11 protein-coding genes are annotated in these 17,246 nt (G+C 49.7%); 8 read left to right on the plus strand and 3 right to left on the minus strand.

Annotation, left to right across the window (positions count from 1 at the left end; all coding sequences use genetic code 11):
• Nucleotides 1-227 precede the first annotated feature (227 nt).
• Nucleotides 228-1,358 (plus strand): virion core protein (lumpy skin disease virus), encoded by a 1,131-nt coding sequence (locus CVT49_04595; GenBank protein PKK84251.1) that lies wholly within the window; start codon nucleotides 228-230, stop codon nucleotides 1,356-1,358.
• Nucleotides 1,336-2,739, plus strand: a complete 1,404-nt coding sequence (locus tag CVT49_04600) for a hypothetical protein (protein ID PKK84252.1) — start codon at nucleotides 1,336-1,338, stop codon at nucleotides 2,737-2,739. The genes CVT49_04595 and CVT49_04600 overlap by 23 nt, the downstream gene beginning before the upstream one ends.
• 376 nt (nucleotides 2,740-3,115) lie before the next feature.
• Here the strand turns inward: CVT49_04600 and CVT49_04605 are convergent, their stop codons facing one another.
• Entirely contained in the window at nucleotides 3,116-4,468 is a 1,353-nt protein-coding gene (locus tag CVT49_04605) for a hypothetical protein (GenBank protein ID PKK84253.1), read from the minus strand.
• Between the two features lie 30 nt (nucleotides 4,469-4,498).
• The gene (locus CVT49_04610) at nucleotides 4,499-6,820 is read right to left on the minus strand and encodes a hypothetical protein (protein ID PKK84254.1); all 2,322 of its coding nucleotides are present in this window, start codon (nucleotides 6,818-6,820) and stop codon (nucleotides 4,499-4,501) included.
• Between the two features lie 186 nt (nucleotides 6,821-7,006).
• Between CVT49_04610 and CVT49_04615 the strand changes: the two genes are divergently transcribed.
• The 6 genes from CVT49_04615 (at nucleotide 7,007) to CVT49_04640 (ending at nucleotide 16,577) form a co-directional block, all read left to right on the plus strand.
• Nucleotides 7,007-8,938: a hypothetical protein gene (locus CVT49_04615; GenBank protein ID PKK84255.1), complete on the plus strand. Its 1,932-nt coding sequence runs from the start codon at nucleotides 7,007-7,009 to the stop codon at nucleotides 8,936-8,938.
• A 45-nt stretch (nucleotides 8,939-8,983) separates the two neighbouring features.
• Nucleotides 8,984-11,791: a hypothetical protein gene (locus CVT49_04620; protein PKK84256.1), complete on the plus strand. Its 2,808-nt coding sequence runs from the start codon at nucleotides 8,984-8,986 to the stop codon at nucleotides 11,789-11,791.
• A 267-nt stretch (nucleotides 11,792-12,058) separates the two neighbouring features.
• The gene (locus CVT49_04625) at nucleotides 12,059-12,511 is read left to right on the plus strand and encodes a plastoquinol--plastocyanin reductase (GenBank protein PKK84257.1); all 453 of its coding nucleotides are present in this window, start codon (nucleotides 12,059-12,061) and stop codon (nucleotides 12,509-12,511) included.
• A gap of 38 nt (nucleotides 12,512-12,549) precedes the next feature.
• The gene (locus CVT49_04630; protein ID PKK84274.1) at nucleotides 12,550-13,641 is read left to right on the plus strand and encodes a cytochrome bc complex cytochrome b subunit; all 1,092 of its coding nucleotides are present in this window, start codon (nucleotides 12,550-12,552) and stop codon (nucleotides 13,639-13,641) included.
• Nucleotides 13,584-14,906: a hypothetical protein gene (locus CVT49_04635; GenBank protein PKK84258.1), complete on the plus strand. Its 1,323-nt coding sequence runs from the start codon at nucleotides 13,584-13,586 to the stop codon at nucleotides 14,904-14,906. The genes CVT49_04630 and CVT49_04635 overlap by 58 nt, the downstream gene beginning before the upstream one ends.
• A gap of 144 nt (nucleotides 14,907-15,050) precedes the next feature.
• Nucleotides 15,051-16,577 (plus strand): cytochrome C, encoded by a 1,527-nt coding sequence (locus CVT49_04640; protein ID PKK84259.1) that lies wholly within the window; start codon nucleotides 15,051-15,053, stop codon nucleotides 16,575-16,577.
• An 82-nt stretch (nucleotides 16,578-16,659) separates the two neighbouring features.
• On the opposite strand, the gene CVT49_04645 is transcribed toward CVT49_04640, so the two are convergent.
• The gene (locus CVT49_04645; GenBank protein PKK84260.1) at nucleotides 16,660-17,190 is read right to left on the minus strand and encodes a hypothetical protein; all 531 of its coding nucleotides are present in this window, start codon (nucleotides 17,188-17,190) and stop codon (nucleotides 16,660-16,662) included.
• Nucleotides 17,191-17,246: the final 56 nt, after the last annotated feature.

Consider the following 17,246-nt stretch of genomic DNA (forward strand, 5'->3'; position numbering starts at 1 on the left):
CCCCGCTTCCGCTATTCGATTACTGCCATGTACGATTGATAACTCGAAAAAGGCCTAAAAATTAAGCCGTTTCTTCCATCCCTGTATCTTTACCAGATAATTAATAATAGACAAATTCAATATAAAATCAAATAATTTTATATAAAATCTGCCCATAAAGTCAAGGAAGTTATGCCAATTGTCGAAAATCCTTATAAAAGCATAAAAATCTCTATTAAGGATTAATCATGTCACTTTTAATTGAAGTAATTGAATGGCTTGATCCAACCGGCGAGGAGATGATTTATCGCATTCCTCAGGAAGGTTCAGCGGATTTTAAGCTTGGCGCCCAGTTAATTGTACGGGACAGCCAGATGGCCCTGTTTTTCAAAGACGGCCACGCCTGCGACTCATTTTCAGTCGGCCGGCATACCTTGTCGACCCTGAATATCCCGATTCTAACCCGGCTTCTGGCCTTTCCTTTCGGCTTCAATTCACCTTTCAGAGCCGAGGTTTATTTTGTTAACCTGAAGACATTCACAAACTTAAAGTGGGGAACGACACATCCTGTCACCTTCAGAGACAGCAAGCTGGGTCTGGTCAGGCTTCGCGGCCACGGCGCTTTTACCATGAAAATCGTCCAGCCAACCCTGTTTTTGAACACGATTGTGGGCCGGCAGGCCAAATATACCACCGATGACATTCAGGGCTATTTGCGCGATGTTATCACGGCCCGCCTTAACGACCTGCTGGGCGAGAAACTGGACACGGTCCTGGAACTACCGGCGATATATACCGAAATGGCCGACCAGTTCAAGGAAATCGTCAGGAACGAATTTGAGAAATACGGTCTGGAACTGACCGACTTTTATATATCGTCGATCACTCCTCCGGAAGAAGTATCACAGATGATCGATCAGCGTTCCGGACTCGAGGCGGTCGGCGATCTCGATAAATTCCTTAAATTTGAAATGGCCCGAGGCATGGGCACCGCCGGCGGACCGGCCGGGTCCGGCGCCGGGGCGGGGGTAGCCGCCGGAATCGGGATGATGATGCCCGGCGTGTTGACAAATGTGTTCAATCCCGAGCAGAAGGATCTCAAGCGGGAGTCGATACCGACCGTCACCTGCCCCAAGTGCCATGCCGACACGCCGGAACAGTCGCGCTACTGCTATCGCTGCGGCTATACCATGGTGGCTCAAAATATATGTCCCTCATGCAGCCACGAACTGCCGTCGGAAGCGAATTTCTGCATGTTTTGCGGATATAAGCTCGACGCCAGACTAAAATGCCCGCACTGCTCGGCGGAACTGATTCACGGTTCGAAATTCTGCGATAATTGCGGAAAGAAGGTCAATGAAGGACCCGATCAGCAGTAAAGACGGCTTTTATATCGGTGTCACCTGCCCCGGCTGCGGCGGCGGATTGGAAATACAGTCCGATTTTTTCGTATTGAACTGCTGCCACTGCGGTTCGAATCTAAGAATCAATATGCCGGAGACGCCTCCGGCATATTTTATCCGAAGTGAGAAGCCGCTGCGGGAGGTCAGGTTCCACCTTGACCGATACCTGAAGCAGCATGCCGGACCACTCAGCGGCGCCGGCCTGACGGCCATCGCGGTCTATTATCCTTACTGGAAAATAGATGCGGTGGTTCTGAAAGTGCGCAATGAGACTATCGAGCGGGTGACCTCGGATGAATACGATTATGAAAACATAAAAACGTATGAACAGAAAATGACCGACATCAGGCTGACGCCCTATTCGGTCACACAAGCGGCCGGACCATCGATCGACTATATCCCCCCATCGATCGGTATCAGATCACAATATTCCAAAATATTGCCATATTCGGTAGAGAAACTCGAAGAAGGCTTTTCAAGCCTTCCGCTTCTAAAAAGCTGGCATATGGTGAAAAATGATCTGGATCGTTCCATCGCGGCGATTGCCTCGGTGGCCCAGCCACAATTCGGAAAAAACCGGACCGAGCTGTTTCATCCCAGCGGATCGATTATATATTTCCCATATTACATCCTGGATACGAACAGCGGTCGTGAGGGCGGCCGGTTTATCTCGGACGGCGTCACCGGCAAAGTTATCAGCCAAATCGATAAAGAGATCGATCACGATCAACTAAGGAATCTCCCCCCCGGAAATATGGAGTTCGGTCGGTTATCGGTGGAGTTTCATCGCTGCCTCAATTGCGGTGTGGACCTTCCCGACCGGCAATCGCATATATATATCTGCGATAATTGCGGCCAGCTGATCACACCCGGCAAAAGACAGCAGGGTCTGAAAAAAATATGTTATATCGGCTCCGGTGAGGCGCAGGATCGAATGTTTCCTTTCTGGGCGCTGAAGCTGAATAAAAGTGACGCTCAAAGGATGCGAAAATTCTTTGGGGGGATTTATGCCTCGGACACATTGGCAATTCCGGCCTTCAAAATCCCCAATTTCGAAGCCATGTTCCGTCTGGCCAAACGTATTTCCTCGGCAATGCCGAAGCTGGAACTGATGCAGCTGGAAAGACAGGGCAAGAACTTCGCCGATGTGACTCTAAGTCTTGAAAACGCCCTGGCCATGGCCGAGGTTATATTGTATAGAGAATATATTAAGCGTGCTGAAGGCGCCGGTAAATTTGACGGCAGTCTTAAACCGGATGAAATCAGCCTTTTCTACGCTCCCTTTCGAAAAGAGCATTATTTCTTTGTTGACACTGTTTTGGGAGCTGTTACTTTCGAAAAAAGTCTGGCACTTTAATACCGCAAAATTTGGGGCAAAAAAAAGCCGGCGGTGAGAGCACGACACCGTCGGCTGAAAAGGCCCCTCCTTAAGGACGAGCCAAGAGTCAATTCCCCCCTGATTTATAATGCTGGCGGTGGAAACAGCGACTTCGAAAGGTAATCACAAAATTTTTTAATCCTGGCATGAATCGACCATTTTCCCCGGTGTCAAATCAAGAATATTCCATGGTTTCAATCTTCCGCTTATTATTGCATACAGATTGCATGCCGGAAGGGAAAATTAATTCAAACAGTTAAGTGATTGCAGGATAGCTAATTAATAGAGTTTAATGAAAAACAAAATGATGATGTGGTTATTTTCACCAAATTACCGTCCTGATGGCGGTGTCAGATCAACCAAGCGATATTTCAAGTTCCTTGATCATCTTATGCAAATTGGACTTATCCAGTGAAAGCAGCCTTGCCGCGGCACTAATATTATAATTGGATTGGGCCAGCGCCTTTATGATAATCAGCTTCTTCATTTCTTTCAGCTGATCGGAGTAACTCATGCTTCCATTATCGCCATAACCGGGAAATGACAATTGCCGCTCGACATCGTCCCGGGTTACATAATAAGAAGCCGAGAGATCCATGACCGCCCTGACAGTATGAATCAATTCACGGACATTGCCGGGCCAGCCATATTCGACCAACAGGTCAATTGCAGCGGGTTCGAATATTTTAAAACCATCTTCATTATGCATAGAATAATATTCAACCACATGATCTATCAGATCAGGAATATCTTCGCGTCGCTCCTTGAGAGCCGGCAGAACAATGGTGACCATTTTAAGTCGATAATAAAGGTCCTCACGAAAATCGCCGGCCGCAACCATTTCCTCGAGATTCCTGTTGGTGGCACAGATCACCCGGACGTCGGCTTTCTCTATGCCGGGCGATCCCAGCTTCTGACATTCGCCGGTTTCGAGCACCCTTAACAACTTCATCTGGGACGTCTGGTCAAGATCGGAGATTTCATCGAGGAACAGCGTCCCGCCATCAGCATATTCAAACATGCCGATCCGATCATCAATGGCCCCGGTAAAGGAACCCTTCAGATGTCCGAATAATTGCGATTCGACAAGATCGGGCTGTTTATGGTTGCAGTTAAGGATTCCCAGTCTTTTATGAGAGCGGGCACTTCTTCGGTGAATAGCTCTGGCGACCAATTCCTTGCCGCTTCCGGTGGGACCGATGATCATGACTTTACTTTCGGTCGGAGCGATTTTCTCGATGGTCCGATAGACGGACCTCATTACGTCCGATTTGCCGACCATGCCGTACTCCGTCCGCGCCATCGCCACCAGTTCGGCGCTTTTCTTCTCGAGCTGATGGAAGCCGACGGCATTTTTGACCGCCCGATATAAACGCACCGGCTGATCGCTTTTGGCGACATAGTCAAAAGGATGATACTGCCGGTCTATCCTGCTTTCCGAGAAATCTCCGGGATAACCGGTATAAAGAATAATCGGAAGTCTTGAATTTATCTTACTGATCGCCGAGGCGGTCTCAAGGCCATCCATCCCGGCCATTTTGATATCAAGAACAACGGCATCGAGTTCGGCGTCGTTTTTTACCAGTGTCAAAGCTTCGGCCCCTGATGCGGCGGTCAGAACCTCGAATTCATCAATGAAAGTCTCGTACAATGATTCCCGCACCAGGCTGTCATCATCGACAATAAGAATCCGCCCTTGTTTTTCCATTAACCCCTCCAATTTGACCAGAGTATTGAATTAACCAGACGGCATTAATATAATGAATTTTGTTCCTTTGTCCAGTGAAGAATGGACCTCAATGGTACCATTATATAAATCGACAACTTTCTTGACAATCGCCAGCCCCAGGCCCGTGCCCGAGCTCGGCTTGGTGCTGAAAAAGGCGTCAAAAACCCTGTCGAGATTTTCCTCGGGAATACCGCTTCCGCTGTCCTCGATTTCGATCCGGATATGGCCGCTGCTTCGACCGGCAGTAATGGCAATCAGCCGTTTTTCGACATCACCCATGACATCAAGGGCATTAACAAATAGATTATTAATCAACGAATAAACATGCGGTTCGAAACACGGAAGGTTAATATCGTCGGCAACAACGGTCTTTATTTCGACACCCAATTTCTGAATAATAGTCTCATGTTCCTCGATAACACTGCCCACGACGGATTTAAGATTGACATGGTCGTCACGTTTCTCCAGATCAAGGCGGGAATAACGGTTGACCAGTTGAGTCATGCTGTTGGCCCGGTTTATGGCCCGGCCGGTCAAATCAATGAGGCGCGCCACCCTTTCCGGATCATCGATCCGGCCGGCTTCAAGAAGACGTTCCAGCTTGTCCAATGAATTAAGAGCCGGGCTGAGGGCATTATGGATTTCGTGGGCCACGCCACCAGCGATGTCTTTGGCCTGCCGGTATTTCTCGACGGCGATCAGTTTCTCCTGGGTTCTTTTCAGTTCCTGCAAGGCTTCATCGAGTCGGTCGCGCTGGCTGGAAATGATTTTATTTTTTTGCCGGAATTTGGCCATGATAAACCAGATAATGGCAATAATCAGGCTCAAGGGAACAAAGGCGGCCAGAAAGGCCAGGAGCGGCTTTCTGGAGAAAACGGTATGCCAGGGAGTATGAGCGAAGGAAAGAACGGCGTTTTCCAGACCGTTATTCCTATTCAGTATCATTCTCTGTTTCAGTAAATGCTGGGCCGGGCGCGACACCCAGTAGTACATATAGTTAACGTCGTCCAACTGGTCGAGTTGAGCAAGAGGATTAAAGGCAAGATCGGTCAGTGTAAGTTTCTTATCTGCCGTTCTTAATAGCAGTTGATTTTCGCCGATACCGAGAAAATCAAAACAATCCCAGACTTCCAGGTCCGCATAGGCATGACATATTTTAAGCGGATTCAGTTTCTGATCATATATAACCAGAGAATTATCTTTGAATGAAGCGAAAATCTCGTCAACACCGTCGTAATTGTAATCAAAACAGGTAAGCAGTCTTACCTCTCGCTCTTTTCCGGGATCAAAAATCTGAAGAAGTTCTCCGGAAAGGCTCAGAATATAAAAGCCGGTTTCCGGGGCATTGGGATATTTATCATGATGAGCGGTCGCCCCGGGATAATAGGGAACCAGAATTTCACCGGTGCTATCACCATCATAGTCTATTATGACCGGCTTGCCGGAAGTAAAGGTCTCCCCTGTTACAACTTTCCACTTTTCCACTCCGTTCCCATCCAACGCAATAACACATGAATGACGATCATCCATATCCCTCATAACCGCCGCATTGCCCTTGGAGTTAATCCCAAAAATCAAAAGACGCTTGCCATCGGGACCGATGACGTCAAAATAGGAGTTGAATTGATTGATAATTCCGGCATATTCATATTCCCAGAGGATTTTGTCGTTGTGCCAATCCAGACAGATTACCTTGCGCGGATAGAGGTCATAGCCGGTATCGATGGCCACGAAAATCTCCTGGAAGCCGTCGCCATTTACGTCGCATCGTCCCGGAAAATAGGAGCCTCCATCCCAATAGCCGTTGTGGTCACGGTCGCCTCCGGTACCAATGAATCTCTTGTACTTCCACTCATCATGAAAATGAAGAATTTCCATAAAGAGGCTGTCATGACGACCATAATTGAGGGCAACCTCATCAATTCCGTCATCATCGAAATCGTAAACCATGGTATTGGAAATTAAAAATGTGTTCAGATTGACCTGGCGCACTGCCTTGGCCCCAACCGGACCGGTGCAAAACAGAACCAGTGAAACGGAATCGGGCTGCCGCCAATTATTGCCGAGGATGCAAAGCCCGATTTTTCCGTCAGGATCGATTTGTATGGGAATCCAGTATTCCACAATGGGATTGGCGACTTTTTCCTGAGGTATAAAGCGATACTTCAGGATCATCGGATCATCAACCTGATTAAAAGTATAGTTTTCGGTAGCGGCGGCGTATGAAGAAACGCCCCAAAATATCAGCAGGATGGTAAATATTGACAAATAAGTAATGTTTTTCAGCATATTTTGAACAGAGAATCTTCCATTTATGAATAATATAATCACTTCCTGACTAAGGTCAAGTTATAAGCCGTAAGGGTGGCGGCAATTAATTGAAAGATGTGAATTTTTTCACTTGCAAATTTTGTGTCTATTTAGTATTTTGCTCGGGAAACAGGGGTACACGAACAAAATATTAATTTATTATGAAGTAACTTAAATGATTATAAAGAATTACAGGTTAAGCTAAAGATGACAAAGAAGATATTCATACTCGCCATTATCGCCGTTTTATCATTCATTTTTTTAATCCCACCCATGGCCCAGGCAGGCGCCAGCGAGCTTGGAAAAGCGAATTGCCTGGAATGTCATGACGGAATCGATAAAGATGCTTCGGCTCCCTATGACAGCGCCCTGGCTATGTCAATTCATGGGGACATGGAATGTGTTGACTGCCACGCTTCAATCATCGAGCTGCCCCATGATGACAAGGTGGCAAAAGTAATTTGCGGGGTTTGCCATGATTATGAAGTTAAGACTTATGTGGAGCACGGTCGTCTCAGCGTCGAGTTCGGCGAAGATATACCGAGTTGTGCCGATTGCCATGGCCATCATTATATTCTCCCATCCAGCGAGAAGCAGTCCAAGGTCAATCCCATCCATCTGCCGGAAACCTGCGGTAAATGCCACGAGGACCTCGATCTGACCAACAAGCATGAGATTTTGTACGGCAAAGCGGTTGAGGTTTATACCAGCAGTGTTCATGGAAAGGCCACGATGGGCGGGATTTATGTGGCCGCCACCTGTAATGACTGCCATTCAACCGGCGGCACGGCGCACCGTATCCTGGGACCGGGCGATGCGGAATCATCGATTAACCACTTTAATATTCCGAAGACCTGCGGCAAGTGTCACCGTAATATCGAAAAAGACTACTGGGAAGGCATTCACGGCAAACTGGTTCGGCGCGGTGAAACCGATTCGCCGGTATGCACCGACTGCCACGGCGAACACGGCATTATATCACATACCGATCCCCGCTCAAGAGTTAATCCGGTGCGTGTGGCCGAGGCCACCTGCTCGCCCTGCCATGAATCGGCCAGGCTCAATGAAAAATATGGAATTCCTTCCGGACGATTGCAGACCTATATTGACAGTTATCATGGTTTGAAGAGTATGGCGGGCGATCTGTCGGTGGCCAATTGCGCTTCCTGTCATGGCGCCCACAGAATTCTTCCGCATACCGACAAGACATCATCGATTTTTCCCGACAATCTTCAAGCGACCTGCGGAAACTGCCATCCCGGGATATCGGCGGCCATGGCCCAGACGCCGATTCACGGGACGCCCGGAATCACTCAGACACCGGTCGCGAACATTGTTCGCAATATTTATATTATCGCGATAGTAATAATAGTGGGTCTGATGGCGCTTCACTGGCTGATTGATTTGCGCAAACAGATCCGGAGGGCTCTCAACCGCGAGATGATCAGAAGAATGACTATGAATGAAGTCTGGCAACATACATTCCTGATGGTTACCTTTCTCACGCTTGTAATGACCGGGTTTGCCCTGCGATATTCCGACGCCTGGTGGGCGGTCATGCTTTTCGGCCATGAAGGCGGCTTCCCGCTGCGCGGAGTCATTCACAGAACCGCCGCCGTCCTGTTTATAATAACGGTAATATGGCATGTCGTTTACCTGACTCGCGCCCGGGGGCGGAGCTTCCTGAGAGATATCTTCCCGATCAAAAGGGATTTCACCGACTTTGTCGATATGAACCTGCATAACCTGGGAATCAAAAAAAACCATCCCAAATTCGGACGCTTCAGTTATGTCGAGAAGGCGGAATACTGGGCGCTGGTATGGGGCTCGGTGGTGATGATTTTCAGCGGCTTCTTTCTCTGGTTCGATAATTTTGCGGTTCAGTGGTTCCCCAAGGGGTTCCTCGATGTGATCCTGGTTATTCACTACTACGAGGCCTGGCTGGCGACCCTGGCCATTTTGATATGGCATTTCTATTCCACCATATTCAGCCCGAAGGTGTATCCCATGAACCCGGCCTGGATTAACGGCAAGATGCCGGTCGATCTTTATGAAGAAGAGCACCCGGATGACCCTGATTTCAAGAAATATATGGGGAAAGTTGAACCTGCAAAAACGGACGTCAAAAAGGATGCTTGACAACTCTGTCAAATATTCTTTAAATAAGTAAATTAGTCAGGGTTTATGGTTATAAATACATTGAACAGGATTTTCCCGAAAGTCATTTTGGCGCTGATTACGGCGGCAATGCTGTTTTTCCCTGCTTCCGCCGTATGGTCGCAGTCGGTTGACGACTGCATGATGTGCCATGAAGATTCCGACCTGACCAGGATGAGGAACGGCCGTGAAATCTCGCTGACGATCAATCTGAACAAGTTCAAGAAGTCGATTCACGGCGATATGGACTGTATCGACTGTCATGCCGATCTCAGCGACGCCGAATTTCCGCATGAGGAAAATCTGCAGCCGGTCGATTGCGGCATGTGCCACGACGATATTGCCGAAATATACAAGGCCAGTCTGCACGGACAGGTGGCCGCTTCGGGCGGGGAACTGGCCCCCAAATGCTGGACCTGCCATGGGGCCCACGACATTGTCCCAACCGATTCGCCGGATTCAAAAGTCACCAAATTCAATATTCCCTTTATTTGCGGCGAATGTCACAAGGAAGGGACGCCGGTCAGCCGAACCTATAACATCCCCCAGGACAGCATTCTTACTCACTACTCTTTCAGTATTCACGGCGAGGGCCTGTTCAAGCAGGGTTTGACCGTATCGGCGGTCTGCACCGATTGTCATACATCACATAATGTTCTTAACCATCTCGACCCGAGATCAAGCATCTACCGGGGTAATGTCGCTAAAACCTGTCAGAAGTGCCATGGCCGCATCGAGCAGGTGCATCAGAAAGTCATTCGGGGCGAGTTGTGGGAGAAGGAACCCAATAAGGTTCCGGTTTGTGTCGACTGCCACGCCCCGCACCAGATACGCCGGGTGTTTTATGATGAAGGCATGGCCGATAAGCAGTGTTTGAAATGTCATGCCAATCCGGGTCTGACGGGGGTCAGCGACGGCGCCACGGCAACGATGTATGTTGATACGCTCGAGACGCATGGTTCCATGCATCGAGGCGTCACCTGCGCCCAGTGTCATACCGGGGCAAGCCCCGATCATGACCGTCCCTGTAAAACGGCTATCAATAAAGTTGATTGCTCGATTTGCCATACCGAAGTCGTTGATACGTATATGACTAGCATTCACGGGAAACTGGTCGACCGCGGCGATCCGATGGCGCCGGAATGCGTCGATTGTCATGGAACTCACGGTATCCTGGGCAAACGCGATCCAAAATCGAACACCTATCCGAAAAATGTGCCGGAACTCTGCGGCAACTGCCATCGCGAGGGCGGCCAGGCGGCGCTGCGATATACCGGCTCGATGAAACAGGTTCTCAAGACATACGAAATGAGTATTCACGGGAAGGGCCTGATTGAAAGCGGCCTTATCGTTACGGCAATGTGTACCGATTGCCACACGGCGCATCATACCCTGCCGGCCGCCGATTCCGCCTCGAGCGTTTATAAAGATAATATTCCCAAAACCTGTGCCAATTGCCACAACGGCATATATGAACAGTTCCAGCACAGTATTCACTCCCCGCTGGTAAGCGATACCGACAAGGATCTTCCCAGTTGTTACGATTGTCATGAGTCGCATTCGATTTCACGAACCGACATGACCGATTTTCGTCTGTCTGTTTTCAATCAATGCGGCCGCTGCCATGTGGATGTCACCGAAACATATTTCGACACGTTCCACGGCAAGGCCTCAAAACTGGGATTCGCCGCCGCCGCGCAGTGCTATGATTGTCACGGAACGCATAATATTCTTCCGCCGGAAGAGCCGCAATCATCCCTCTCACGCCAGAATATTGTCGGCACCTGCGCCAAGTGTCACCCCGGTTCGCATCGCAAATTCGCGGGCTATCTGACCCATGCCACCCATCACGACAAACATAAATATCCGATTCTTTTTTACACTTTCTGGTTCATGTCGACGCTTCTGGTCGGCACCCTGATAATCGCGGGCACACATACGATACTCTGGCTGCCGCGTTCGTTTCAGGCCATGAAACAGCATAAAAAATTGGAGCAGAAAATATCGGATCGGCTGATTTTCGAGCGCTTCACGCCGTACCAGCGGACGCTTCATGTTATGGTGATTATCAGTTTCCTCGGCCTGGCCATCACCGGCATGACTTTGAAGTTTTCCTACCTGGCGTGGGCCCAGTGGATCTCCGAAGTGCTGGGCGGTTTTGAGTCGGCCGGATATATCCACCGTATCTGCGCCGTGATAACCTTCGGATATTTCTTCGGGCATATATATGATTTGGTTCGGATGAAACGACGCGAGCGAAAAACATGGCGACAGCTGCTTTTCGACGTCAATTCGATGCTTCCCAATCGAAACGATATCCGTGATGCGGTCGGCACCTTCAAATGGTTCCTCGGCCGCGGTCCGCGGCCCCGCTACGGGCGCTGGACCTATTGGGAAAAATTCGATTACTTCGCCGTTTTCTGGGGCGTGGCGATTATCGGCACCACCGGTCTCATGCTCTGGTTCCCGGAATTTTTCACGCTCTTTCTGCCGGGCTGGATTATTAACGTGGCGACCATTATTCATTCGGACGAGGCGCTTCTGGCGGTCGCTTTCATCTTCACCGTCCACTTCTTCAACACGCATTTCCGTCCCGACAAATTCCCCATGGACCCGGTTATTTTTTCCGGCTGCATATCCATCGAAGAACTCCGGGTGGATCGCCCGCGCGAATATGAAGTGATGATCAAGGAGCGAAAGCTGAAGAAATGCACCGGTCAGCCGACACCACCGATGATGCTGAAGGTTCTCAAGTTGTTCGGTGCTACGGCGCTGATAGTCGGTTTGTCGCTGATTCTGCTGATCATCTATGCGGAAATATTCGGTTATCGTTAAACCGAAGTTAAAATTTCGCTGCGGGAATTTCGGCACGAAGCCATATTTCCAAAAACATACCATAATATTTTTGTGGTAAATCATCTAAGGCTCTGTATTTACCAGGCTCTTATTGCTCCATCCCGGACATTTTTTCGGGTATTTTTTCATTTACGCCCGGCTTGTCGAGCATTGCACCAGCGAATGATTAATACAGGACAAAATGGGTATTATATGCTTGACTTTTTATAGAATTTTACATACCTTCCGCCTTATTCAGGGGGTTCAATGACAGATATAGATAAAGGCAAACGAGATCTTCTGGGATGGCTTCTTAAAGGCGGAATTGGCGCCCTGATGGCGTCGGTCCTGTATCCTGTATATAAGTATGTAATTCCGCCGGCATCGGGCGAGGCTAATGTCTCTCAGATAAAGCTTCCTTTTAAGCTCGCTGAATTGAAGCAGGACGAGAAGAAATCCCGCATTTTCAAATTCGGCCGAGACCTGGGCATTATAGTCGTCACCGCCAATCAGGAAGTCAAGGCCTTCTCCGCCCTGTGTACCCACCTGGACTGCACCGTGCAGTACCGCACCGACCTCGGCATTATCTGGTGCGCCTGTCATAACGGTCAATATGATCTCGAAGGGCGGAACATCGGCGGCCCGCCGCCGCGCCCGCTGGAAAAGTACGCGGTTCACATCGATGAAGCGAACGGCGAAATATTCGTTTCGAAAGCATAGCAGTTATGGGTAATCAAAACGCCGGCAATCAGACTTTCATAACGCGGCTCTATTCCTGGGTGGATGAAAGACTTAAGATCAACACCCTGGTCGATTACATGTCGAAAAAGGTGGTACCGTCGCATTCACAATCGATCTGGTATTTTTTCGGCGGAATGACCCTGTTTTTCTTTATCGTCCAGGTCATGACCGGAATTCTGCTTCTTCTTTACTATCGCCCCGGCGCCGATTCCGCCTATGAATCGGTGAAATTTATCGTTTCCGAGGTTACTTTCGGCTGGCTGATTCGGTCGATACATTCATGGTCGGCCAATTTGATGATTTTGGCCGCATTTATTCATATGTTTTCGGTTTTCTTTACCCACGCTTACCGTCGGCCGCGAGAAATGACCTGGGTCTCGGGCGTTCTCCTGCTGGGGCTGTCAATGGCTTTCGGCTTTTCGGGTTATCTGCTCCCGTGGAACGAACTTTCATTTTTCGCGACCCGGGTCGGCACCGGCATGGCCGGGGCGCTTCCGGTCGTGGGAGATTTTTTGATGGAGGTCATGCGCGGCGGCGAAAATGTTACCGGCGCCACCATCGGCCGCTTTTTCGGTTTTCATGTAGCGGTTCTGCCGGGCCTTTTCACGGTTTTTATCGCGCTGCACCTGTTTTTCATTCAGCGACAGGGGATGTCGGAGCCGCTGGAATGGGCCATCAACAATCAGGCCCCAAAAAAATATATGCCCTTCTTCCCTAATTTTCTCCTGCGCGAATTATTGATATGGCTGATTCTGCTCAATATTCTGGCCGTGCTGGCGGTGTTTTTCCCTGACGGTATCGGCCCGGTACACTGGCCGCTGGGCGCGAAGGCGGACCCGTTTGCGCCGCCTCCGGCCGTCATTCGACCCGAATGGTACTTTATGTTCGCCTTTCAGATGCTGAAACTTCTTCCGGCCCATATCCTTTTTATCGAGGGTGAGCTGTTCGGAATAATTATCCTTTCGATTGCCGGACTGGCCTGGCTGGTGGCACCTTTCCTCGTAGCGCGCAAACCGGAGGGTACAAAAAGCCACAAGATGATTGTCTTCGGATGGGCGGTCGTGACATTTATCGTTGTAATGACAATTCTCGGTTATTTTCTGGAGTGAGCAGGATGATATTTATGACTAATAGAATAAAAAGAACTCTGGTGCTTTTCGGCACGCTGGTCCTGGTATGTTTCTTTCCGGGGCTTTCATTGGCCGATAACTGCCTCGGCTGTCACTCCGGCTGGGAAGATGATGAACGCGCCCCCTCGGCTTTATTTCCGACGGATATCCATGCCCAGGCCGGGCTGGGATGTTCCGACTGTCACGGCGGCAATCCGGAACTGGATGATATGGATGATGTGCGCGCCGGCAAGGGTTATCGCGGGGTTCCCAAGCCGAAGGAAATACCGGCCTTTTGCGCAACCTGCCACAGCGATCCCAATTATATGATCAAACATAATCCCCCGCTGGCCACGGATCAGTTCGACAAATATAAAACTTCGGTTCATGGCAAGCAGCTTCTGGGAAAAGGCGATATCAAGGCGGCCAACTGCGTTTCATGCCATTCGGTTCATGATATCGCCAGCCCGCAACTGCCGGCTTCGACAGTTTATGCCCTGAATATTCCCGGGACCTGCGCCAAATGCCATAGCGACGCCGCCTATATGGCCGGATATGGCATCCCGACCGATCAGTATGATGATTATGCCAAATCGGTCCACGGCCACGCCCTGCTCGATAAAAAGGATATCGGTGCGCCGGCCTGCAATGATTGTCATGGTAATCACGGCGCCACGCCGCCGGGGGTGACCTCGATTTCAGCGGTCTGCGGAATGTGCCATACACTGATCTCGGAAGAATTCTCGAAATCGCCGCATAAGAAGGCCTTTGATGAGATGGGTTACCCGGAATGTGAAGGATGTCACTCCAATCATCTGGTGCTGGAACCGCAGCTTTTCTGGGTCGGGACATCTGATTCCTCGCTCTGTGTCAATTGTCATTCGGCCGATGACGGCACGATTGCGCTGGCAACAGCGGAGAAAATGCACAGCAGTCTGCAGGAATTGTATGATGCCTATGACCGAGCCGAGGAAAAAACCGATGAGGGCGATGTGAAGGGCATGATGGTGACCGACCAGCGCTTCGCATTGAAAGAAGTAAGCCAGGCAATAATCAAGACCAGGACCATTATTCATTCCTTCGACGCCGAGGCTGTTGCAAAAACAACGGCACCGGGGATGCAGGCGGCGGAAAAAGTCTATGAGGCATCCGTGGCGAAAATCGATGAATATTACTTCCGGCGATACGGGCTCGGAATTGCAACTCTGATCATTACGTTTCTGGCTGTCATGCTATTTTTGAAAATAAAGTCCGTTGAGAAATAGTGTTGCTCCCCTGAAAATGTTTTCCCAGGACCAAAATACTTTAATTTATTATCATGATAATGGTTCTTTTTTGTATATTGGAAGCGATTACAATCGATATGTAAATGGCCCGCCGGTTCGGCACTCGGGCTTCAAGAATAGAGGATGATAATGAAAATACGAAGATTCAAATTTCCCCGGTTGGCATATAACTGGATCAGCGGCATCGGAATCGCCATGGCCCTCGTCACGGCCTTTCTGATGACCTTTCTATACGTTATCGGCGTTTTTGCCAAGGTGACAAATCCATATCTGGGCATTTTCCTGTATATGGTCATGCCGCCGGTCTTGATTGCCGGCCTGCTGCTGATTCCGATCGGAATGCTCTGGCGCTGGCGCAAGGTCCGCAAGACCGGCGAGGAGTTTTATCCGTCCTGGCCGTATATTGACCTTAACCGGAAGCCGCACCGCAACGCGGCCATGATTTTCTTCTTTGGAACGATTCTTTTCCTGGGCATCGGTTCCGTCGGAAGTTATGAGGCGTATCATTTTACCGAGTCGGTGACATTCTGTGGGAAAACCTGTCATGAGGTTATGAAACCGGAATTTACCGCCTATCAGAATTCGGCTCACGCCCGGGTGGCCTGTGTGGAATGCCATGTCGGCCCGGGCGCCGACTGGTTCGCCAAATCGAAACTCTCCGGGCTTTATCAGGTCTATGCCGTGATGGCCAATGTTTACCCCAAGCCGATTCCGACGCCGATCAAGAGCCTTCGCCCGGCCCGCGAAACCTGTGAACAATGCCACTGGCCGGGAAAATTCTTCGGATCCCAGCAGCGTATTTTCGATCATTACATGTATGATGATACAAGCACCCACTGGCCGGTCAATATGCTTGTCAAGACGGGCGGCGGTGACCCCAAAACCGGCCAGGTTTCCGGCATTCACTGGCACACCTTTATCAGCAACAAGATCGAATATATTGCCCGCGATGAACGCCGGCAGGAGATCCCCTGGGTGCGGGCGACCAGCCTCAAGACAGGCAAGGTGACCGTTTTTCAGAACACCGGAAATCCCCTTACACAGGAAGAGATTGATTCGGCCACGATCCGCGTTCTGGACTGCATGGACTGCCATAATCGGCCGAGTCATGGCTATGATTCCCCCGATGAGTCCGTCGACCAGGCCCTTTTAATCGGGCATATAGATCACTCACTGCCCGAAATCAAACGCGTGGCGGTCGAGGCTATGGCCAGGGAATATGAGAGTGATGAAGCCGCCATGCACGGCATTGCCAATTACATCACCGAGTTTTATATGCATCAATATCCCGAAGTGTACCGCGAGAATAAGGACAAGATCGACCAGGCGGTCATTGGGGCTCAGGAACAATTCTCTCAAAACATCTTTCCCTTCATGAAGGTTCGCTGGGAGGAATATCCCAACAACATCGGCCACTTCTACAGCCAGGGCTGTATGCGATGCCATGAGGGCAAGCATATCAGTGACGATGGGTTGACATCGATTGTCAGGGACTGTGATGCCTGCCATATTATCATCGCCCAGGGCAGCGGCGACAGGGCCCAATATTCCGGCTCGCAGGAAGGGTTGAGATTCGAGCATCCTGAAGACATCGACGAGGCCTGGACCGAAATGGGTTGCTACGAGTGCCATTCCGGCACGCAACCTTAAAGCAAATAGAACCAAAGAAGATCAAGGGAATAAAAAAAAGCGTTCCGGATTGGAACGCTTTTTTTCTTACTTATAACGATCTCTATTCCGTCGTTTTCTTGACTTCCTCTTTTACGGCCATAGCGTGAACGCCGGCGGCTTTCATCTTCGCGAAATCAAATTTTTCCTTGGAACGGAATTGTTCGGGAACCTTATCGTTATGGCAACTCAGACAGGTTTTCTCATCAGGAACAATCAGCCCCATTTTGACGGCTTCTTCCCTGTTTTCCATAACGGTTTTCTTCTTGTAGTCGCTTCCCGCACCATGACAGGCCTCGCACTGGACGCCGGTCAGAAGAGCGCCTTCAGCGGTGGTGCCGGTGGAGTGACAGCCGGCACAGGCGGCATCTTTCTGCTGTTCGGCATTAAGACTTTCCCAGGCTTTGGCATGTTTGGTTTCAAGCCAGCTGGTATGAGTACCATCTTTCTTGTGACACATTTTACACTTGTCGGCGCCGATGAATTCATGCTTGGCGGCCGTCTCTTCGGCAGCCTTTTCCTGAGCAGAAATGTTGACGGCAAATGCAGTTACAAGACAGATGATGGCAAATGCAATCAAGAACTTCTTTACCATTGCTCCTCCTTATTATTGAAATATCCTTCTATTAATGATGTCCATTTTAACATTAC

The organism is candidate division Zixibacteria bacterium HGW-Zixibacteria-1 (assembly GCA_002838945.1).
GTDB lineage: Bacteria > Zixibacteria > MSB-5A5 > GN15 > PGXB01 > PGXB01.

Bases quoted from the DNA above. Each gene is read 5' to 3' on its own strand.
- CVT49_04620 (PKK84256.1), top strand. From the start codon at position 8,984: ATGGTTATAAATACATTGAACAGGATTTTCCCGAAAGTCATTTTGGCG.
- CVT49_04600 (PKK84252.1), top strand. From the start codon at position 1,336: ATGAAGGACCCGATCAGCAGTAAAGACGGCTTTTATATCGGTGTCACC.
- CVT49_04605 (PKK84253.1), bottom strand. From the start codon at position 4,468: ATGGAAAAACAAGGGCGGATTCTTATTGTCGATGATGACAGCCTGGTG.
- CVT49_04595 (PKK84251.1), top strand. From the start codon at position 228: ATGTCACTTTTAATTGAAGTAATTGAATGGCTTGATCCAACCGGCGAG.
- CVT49_04625 (PKK84257.1), top strand. From the start codon at position 12,059: ATGACAGATATAGATAAAGGCAAACGAGATCTTCTGGGATGGCTTCTT.
- CVT49_04635 (PKK84258.1), top strand. From the start codon at position 13,584: ATGGGCGGTCGTGACATTTATCGTTGTAATGACAATTCTCGGTTATTT.
- CVT49_04615 (PKK84255.1), top strand. From the start codon at position 7,007: ATGACAAAGAAGATATTCATACTCGCCATTATCGCCGTTTTATCATTC.
- CVT49_04645 (PKK84260.1), bottom strand. From the start codon at position 17,190: ATGGTAAAGAAGTTCTTGATTGCATTTGCCATCATCTGTCTTGTAACT.
- CVT49_04640 (PKK84259.1), top strand. From the start codon at position 15,051: ATGATAATGAAAATACGAAGATTCAAATTTCCCCGGTTGGCATATAAC.